Source organism: Stenotrophomonas sp. NPDC047960 (genome assembly GCF_043204395.1).
Lineage (GTDB): Bacteria > Pseudomonadota > Gammaproteobacteria > Xanthomonadales > Xanthomonadaceae > Stenotrophomonas.
In genome coordinates this window covers 329,354-335,353 of record NZ_JBIDBX010000007.1, presented here as the reverse complement: position 1 = coordinate 335,353, position 6,000 = coordinate 329,354, and the positions used below count along the sequence as shown (strand labels likewise).

The 6,000-nt window shown below is 68.6% G+C and carries 5 protein-coding genes and 1 pseudogene; 1 reads left to right on the top strand and 5 read right to left on the bottom strand.

The window, feature by feature from the left end:
• The 3 genes and pseudogenes from ACGFZ3_RS16655 to ACGFZ3_RS16645 all read right to left on the bottom strand — a co-directional run.
• Positions 1 to 596: pseudogene (locus ACGFZ3_RS16655) on the bottom strand (ATP cone domain-containing protein); the annotation flags it as partial.
• Between the two features lie 544 nt (positions 597 to 1,140).
• Positions 1,141 to 2,241, bottom strand: a complete 1,101-nt coding sequence (gene zapE / locus ACGFZ3_RS16650) for a cell division protein ZapE (RefSeq protein ID WP_184126211.1) — start codon at positions 2,239 to 2,241, stop codon at positions 1,141 to 1,143.
• Positions 2,238 to 2,912, bottom strand: coding sequence for an alpha/beta hydrolase (locus ACGFZ3_RS16645; protein WP_392923576.1), 675 nt, complete (start codon positions 2,910 to 2,912; stop codon positions 2,238 to 2,240). The genes zapE and ACGFZ3_RS16645 overlap by 4 nt, the downstream gene beginning before the upstream one ends.
• A gap of 55 nt (positions 2,913 to 2,967) precedes the next feature.
• Between ACGFZ3_RS16645 and ACGFZ3_RS16640 the strand changes: the two genes are divergently transcribed.
• A complete protein-coding gene (locus tag ACGFZ3_RS16640) occupies positions 2,968 to 3,825 on the top strand; it encodes an EamA/RhaT family transporter (RefSeq protein ID WP_392923573.1) in 858 nt (285 codons plus the stop codon).
• 54 nt (positions 3,826 to 3,879) lie between these two features.
• On the opposite strand, the gene ACGFZ3_RS16635 is transcribed toward ACGFZ3_RS16640, so the two are convergent.
• Both ACGFZ3_RS16635 and ACGFZ3_RS16630 read right to left on the bottom strand, forming a co-directional pair.
• Entirely contained in the window at positions 3,880 to 5,319 is a 1,440-nt protein-coding gene (locus ACGFZ3_RS16635; protein WP_392923570.1) for an ExeM/NucH family extracellular endonuclease, read from the bottom strand.
• Positions 5,320 to 5,464: 145 nt separating this feature from the next.
• Positions 5,465 to 5,983 (bottom strand): c-type cytochrome, encoded by a 519-nt coding sequence (locus ACGFZ3_RS16630; RefSeq protein ID WP_392923567.1) that lies wholly within the window; start codon positions 5,981 to 5,983, stop codon positions 5,465 to 5,467.
• Between the last annotated feature and the right edge of the window lie 17 nt (positions 5,984 to 6,000).

The window sequence follows — 6,000 nt, the reverse complement described above, 5'->3', positions numbered from 1 at the left end:
CCCCGGGGCCCTGCGCCGCGCAGGCAGCACTGGAGCGGGGGGTCGATCCCCTTGCGGGTGTGGCGGAGGCGCAGCAGGTAGCGGTCCTAAAGGGTACGCAGGCCGAAGTAATCGAAGTTCAGGTCCAGCGAGATGTCGATGGCATCGTTGAGCTTGCGCGCGTTGGTCTGCACGAAGTTCAGCAGGCGGTCGTTGATCAGGCCCACTTCGTGGCCACGGCCGACCGACTGCGAGAAGGCGTGGATTTCCTGCCCCGACACTTCCTTGGCGATGTAGTTGGCGAGCAGGCGCGCGGCCAGGCGGCCGTACTCGGGCTCTTCACCGATCAGCAGGGCGGCGGTGCGGATGGACAGCTCGTCCAGTTCCTGGGTGGTGGCGCCGTTGTACAGGCCGGAGATGGTGCGGGTGGCCACGCGCATCGGGTCGACCGAGTGCAGGCCTTCAGCCGAACGCTGCACCGCGCGCACGATCTTGTTCAGATCCACCAGCTCGGTCGTGCCGTTGCGCTTGGTCACGCTCATGGCGGTCGCGGTCGGCGGCGAGGTCAACAGGAATTCGCTTTCCTGGTCGGTGGCTGCGCTGGTTTCGGTGCTCACGGCGTTTTCCTCTTGGCGTGATTTGGGGTGGTGCAGGGTCACCTGCGGGGCAGGCGTGGGCCGGTGCGCTCAGCGCTCAGGGTGGACCATCGGTGTCGCATGGGACGCGACCGGCGCGATGGCGCTGCGGACGATCCCCTTGCGTCACCGGTCATCTCCCCCCGGAGACTGGTGCTGCCAGCGCCGCACCCTGTACGGCATGCGGTTGTCGGTGGGCGTTGGCCCCGTTGGACCCTTCGACTTGTGGTCGAAGAGACCGACGGCCACAAGATAGTGGGGGTGTAGGGGGCCGTCAACGCCAAATGTAGGGAATCAGGGCAATCCCTTGCGGCGCAAGGATTCGGTGTCGGGGGTGTCCGACGAACGGTCGCGACCTGTAGAAAGCGAGTGCGCAGTCAAGGGTTGGGGGCGACTTTTCGTGCGATTCAAGCGTTCGAAAAACGGAACGATGGGCGTCACGCGGACGTAACAATTGCGGGCGGTCTGGCACCACGTGGACACGCCTGGCGTGTCCCTGCGACCGGGTGACAGCCGGTTTCCTCGATCACGCCCGGTGGGGCGTGCCGAGGTATTCGGCGCTTTGCATTTCTATGAGGCGCGAGGCGGTCCGCTCGAAGGCACCCTGCAGGCGGGTGCCGGTATAAAGGGCTACCGGCGCGTCGGTGGCGGTGCAGACCAGGTTGACGTGGCGGTCGTAGAGCTCGTCGATCAGGTTCACGAATCGGCGCGCGGCGTCTTCATTCATCCGGTCGAAATGCGGGATGTCGCCCAACAGCACCGTGTTGAACTCGCGGGCGATCTCGATGTAGTCCGAGGGGCCGCGGGGGCCTTCGCACAGGGCCTTGAAGTCGAACCAGACGATGCTCTTGCCACGGGCGCGCACCGGGATCTTGCGTGCTTCGATCTCGATGTTGCCCGGCTTGGGCGGCTGGCCGCCGCTCAGCGCGGCCCAGCGGCTGGCCAGCCAGGCGTCGCTGTGCTCGTCGCGCGGGGCCTGGTAGACCGGCGAGTGGGTCAGCGCGCGCATCCGGTAGTCTTCAGTGCCCTCGGCGTACAGCTCCACGCAGTAGGTCTGCAGCAGGCTGATGGCAGGCAGGAAGCTGTCGCGCTGCAGCCCATTCAAGTACAGGTTCTCCACCGCCGTGTTGGAGGTGGTGACCAGGGTGACCCCTTCGGCGAACAGGCGCTCGAGCAGGCGCGCCAGCAGCATGGCATCGCCGATGTCGGTGACGAAGAACTCGTCCAGCACCAGTACGCGCAGCTTGGCGCGCCATTCCTGGGCGATGCGGGCCAGTGGGTCGCTCTGGCCCTGGTGCTCGCGCAGGCGCTCGTGGATGCCGCGCATGAAGCGGTGGAAATGGGTGCGGTACTTCTGCTCGATCGGCAGCCCGTCGTAGAACAGATCCACCAGGAAGGTCTTGCCGCGCCCTACCCCGCCCCAGAAGTACAGGCCCTTGACCGGGTCCGGCTTCTTCCAGAAGGCCGAGAGGCGGTCCAGCCAGCCGTCCTGGGCGCTGTCGACCAGGGCCAGGTGGATGCGGTCCAGCTCGGCCAGGGCGGCGTGCTGGGCCGGGTCGTTCTGCCATTCGCCCCGGGCCACGCCTTCGGCGTAGCGCTGCGACGGGGTCAGTGCGGTATCACTCATGCGGTGGCGCTTTCCGGGTTCGGCAGCCAGCCCTTGACGCCGTGGAGCACCGCGCCGCGCAGGTCGATCAGCTTGCGGTGGAAGAAGTGGCTGGTTTCGGGCATGCGCACCAGCTCGTGCGGGGCGCCCAGGCTGTCCAGCCAGTTGTAGACGGCCTGCGGATCGACAATTTCGTCGGCCTCGCCCTGGATGACCAGCCAGTTGGCCGGCGGCTGCACGCCGTCGAAGTCCCAGCGCCCGGCGGGCGGAGCAATCGAGACCAGGACCTGCGGCTGCAGTTCGGCGGCCGCGCGCAGGGAGACGAAGGCGCCGAAGCTGAAGCCGGCCAGCCACAGGGTGGCGTCGGGGCGCTGTTCGCGGACCCAGGCCACCACGGCCTTGAGGTCGTCCTGCTCGCCCACGCCCTGGTCGAATTCGCCGGCCGACGTGCCGACGCTGCGGAAGTTGAAGCGCACGGTGGCAATGCCCAGCTCGCGCAGGGTGGTGCCGACCATGGTCACCACCTTGTTGTGCAGGCTGCCGCCCTCCGTGGACAGCGGGTGGCAGATGACCGCCACCACCGGCTGCGCGGGCACATCGGCCTTGGGCAGGTCGACCGCCACGTCCAGCGCGCCGACCGGGCCGGCCAGCTGCAGAGTGGTGCTTTCATTGGGAAAAGGGGGATTGTGCATGGCGTCATAATACCGCTCCCCCGCGGGCTGCACTGCCGCGCCTGCCTGGAACCCCATGTTCTATCTGCTTTTCAGCGTGGTCTGCAGCGTGTTGGTGTCGGTGCTGCTGAAGCTGGCCGCGCGCCGCCAGCTGGATGTCGCCCAGATGGTGACCTGGAATTACCTGGTGGCCGCCGGGCTTACGGCCGGGGTGCTGCGGCCGCCGCTGGAGGCGCTGCAATCAAGCCATGCGCCGTGGCCGGCGCTGCTGGTGCTGGCGGTGGTGCTGCCTTCGCTCTTCCTGGTGCTGGGCCGCACGGTGGCGGTGGCCGGGATCGTGCGCACGGATGTGGCGCAGCGGTTGTCGCTGTTGCTGTCGTTGTTGGCTGCGTTCCTGTTCTTTGGGCAGAGTGCCACCCCGCTCAAGCTGCTTGGCCTCGGGCTGGGGCTGGTGGCGATGCTGGGCATCAGCCTGCGCCCGCGTGGGCCAACGGTGGCCAATGAGGCGGGCAGCTGGCGCTGGCTGCTGGCGGTGTGGGTGGGGTTTGCCCTGGTGGATGTGCTGCTCAAGCAGGTTGCGCTGTCGGGGACGCCGTCGATGGCGGCGCTGCTGGTCTGTTTCAGCATCGCCTTTGTGTTGATGCTGGGGATGCAGCTGTGGCGGCACTTCAGTGGGCGCAGCCGGTTGCGCGCGCGTAACGCGGGTGCGGGGGCGCTGCTGGGGCTGCTCAACGGCGGCAACATCCTGTTCTACGTGCATGCCCACCAGGCCATGCCGGACAGCCCGGCCACGGTGTTTGCCGGGATGAATATCGGGGTGGTGGTGTTGGGAGCGCTGGTGGGGGTGTTTGCGTTTGGCGAGCCGACCACGCGGTGGAACCGCGCGGGGCTGGTGTTGGCGGTGGTGGCGATCGGATTTATCGCCTGGGGCTGAGACCACGCGCAGTGCCGACCAACGGTCGGCACCTACCGGCGCGATGTCGGGGCGTTACTTGTCGAAACCCAGGATCAACGGGTCGTGGTCGGAACTGCGCCACGGGCCGGCTTCGTTGCGGTCGCGGTAGCCGATGTCGTCGGCTTCGTCGGCATTGATATGCCATTCGGCCGCGCCGCGCAGGCGCTTGGCCATGCCCGGGCTGAGCAGGGCGTGGTCGAGGCGGCCGGTCATGCCGTTGTAGACATAGCTGTAGGGACGCTCGACCTTGGCCACGGCGAAGGCGTCGCGCCAGCCGGCGTCATGCAGGGTGCGGATCGGGGCTTCCATCGCATAGGCGTTGAAATCGCCCAGCAGGATCGCGTCGGTGGTGCCGGCGCCGGTCGGGTCGGTACCCAGCCACTGGTTGAGCAGCCGCGCCGATTCGACGCGGGTGGCGTTCCAGCAAGCCTGGCCGTCGTTCTGGTCGGCATCGGCGCCGGCCGCTTCCGAGCAGCCCTTGGACTTGAAGTGGTTGGCCACCACCACGAACGGCGCGCCCTTGCCGGCGCGGAACGCCTGGGCCAGCGGTACCCGGCTGTGCGGGCCGAACGGGGCGGTGTCCAGCACGGCGGGGGCGCCGACCGGGGCCACCCGCGCGCTGCGGTAGATGATGCCCACGCGGATCGGGTTCTCGCCCGGGCCCTTGCCGGCGTCGATGAAGCGCCAGTCCGCGCCCTTGCCAAGGTTGGCATTGAGCGCGGTGACCAGTTCGGCGATCGCCGAATGCGGGCCGTAGCCGTCGTTCTCCAGTTCCATCAGCGCGGCCACGTCGGCGCCGAGCGCGTTGACGGTGGCCACCAGCTTGGCGGTCTGGGCCTGGTGTTCGGCCAGGGTGCGGGCGCCGCGCAGGGTCGGGTAACCGCCGCCCTGGCCGTCGCCGTTGAAGAAGTTTTCCAGGTTGAAGGCAGCCACCTTGAGCGCGCCGGGCACCACCGGGGCGGCCGGTCGGTTCAGCGCCGGCAGCTTCAACGGGGTGGTGACCTGCAGGCGCGGGGTGCCCTTTGCGTCCACGTGGACGATGCCTTCGACGTTGCGCAGCACGGTGCCGGTGCGCAGGGTGGCGCCGGCCGGCAGGTAGGCGACCGGGCCGGGGTCGCGCGCGCTGCTGCCGTCATCGAGCAGCAGGCGGCGGCGCTGGTTGTCGGCGATCACCCTGGCGTGGGCGTCGGTGCCGGGGGCGGCCATTTCGCTGGGCTGCCAGAGGCGGCCATCGAAGGCAACGGTGAGTTCGCCGAAGCGGGCCAGGCCGTCGGTGCCGGCCAGGGTCAGTGGGGCGGCAATGCGCACGTGCTGGCCATCGAGCGCGCGCCAGTCGGCGGGCGCGGCGGTGAGGGTGACGGGGGCGGACGTCGCCGGGGTCGATGCGGTCGGCCGTGCCTGCGGCTGGGCCTGGGCGAAGGCGGTGGCGGGCAGCAGCAGCGACAGGGCAAGAGCGAGGGTGCGACGGCGCATCGACGGCAATTCCGGAAACGGGTGCACAGGGTAATGCGGAATTGTGGCGGGAAGCGGTCGCCGGTGGGATTTGGGCGGGTTTGGCAAAGCCGCGCCGGGTTGGGTCCACGTGGGACACCCATGGGGGCGCGGCGCCCCCCGCCGGTTATTTCAGGTTCGCCAGCATCCAATCCACGGTGGCGTGGATCTGCTCTTCGCTCAAGGCGGGGTTGCCGCCTTTGGGCGGCATGATCCCGCCATCCGGGCCGGTGTAGCCCTCAATGGCGTGCTTGTAGAGGGTGTCCTTGCCCTGGGCCAGGCGTGCATCCCAATGGGCGTGGTCCAGGGTCGGCGCCTGGCCGACGCCGGTGGTGTGGCAGGCGGTGCACAGGTTGTCGAAGATCACCTTGCCATCGGTGGTGCCACCGTAGGCCACCTGCGAGGCGGCCTTGGCCATCGCCGCGGCCTTGGCCGCAGCCTGGTCGGCAGCACCGGTGGCGCCGGCATACACGGCACCGGCCGGGGCAATGCGCAGTTCGGTGCGCTTGGCGGCCTGGGGCGAGACCTCAGGAGGAATGCGGGTGTGCAGGTACGCAGCGAACAGGATCAATCCGAGCGTGATGGCCATCAACAAGGCAATGACCATGGAAAAGCGTTTCAGGAACTCGAGGTCGTAATTCCGCACTCTCTGTTACCCCTGGC

What these genes read in the sequence shown, in the direction of transcription:
- ACGFZ3_RS16635 (WP_392923570.1), bottom strand. Translation starts at nt 5,319, where the DNA reads ATGCGCCGTCGCACCCTCGCTCTTGCCCTGTCGCTGCTGCTGCCCGCC.
- zapE (WP_184126211.1), bottom strand. Translation starts at nt 2,241, where the DNA reads ATGAGTGATACCGCACTGACCCCGTCGCAGCGCTACGCCGAAGGCGTG.
- ACGFZ3_RS16640 (WP_392923573.1), top strand. Translation starts at nt 2,968, where the DNA reads ATGTTCTATCTGCTTTTCAGCGTGGTCTGCAGCGTGTTGGTGTCGGTG.
- ACGFZ3_RS16645 (WP_392923576.1), bottom strand. Translation starts at nt 2,912, where the DNA reads ATGCACAATCCCCCTTTTCCCAATGAAAGCACCACTCTGCAGCTGGCC.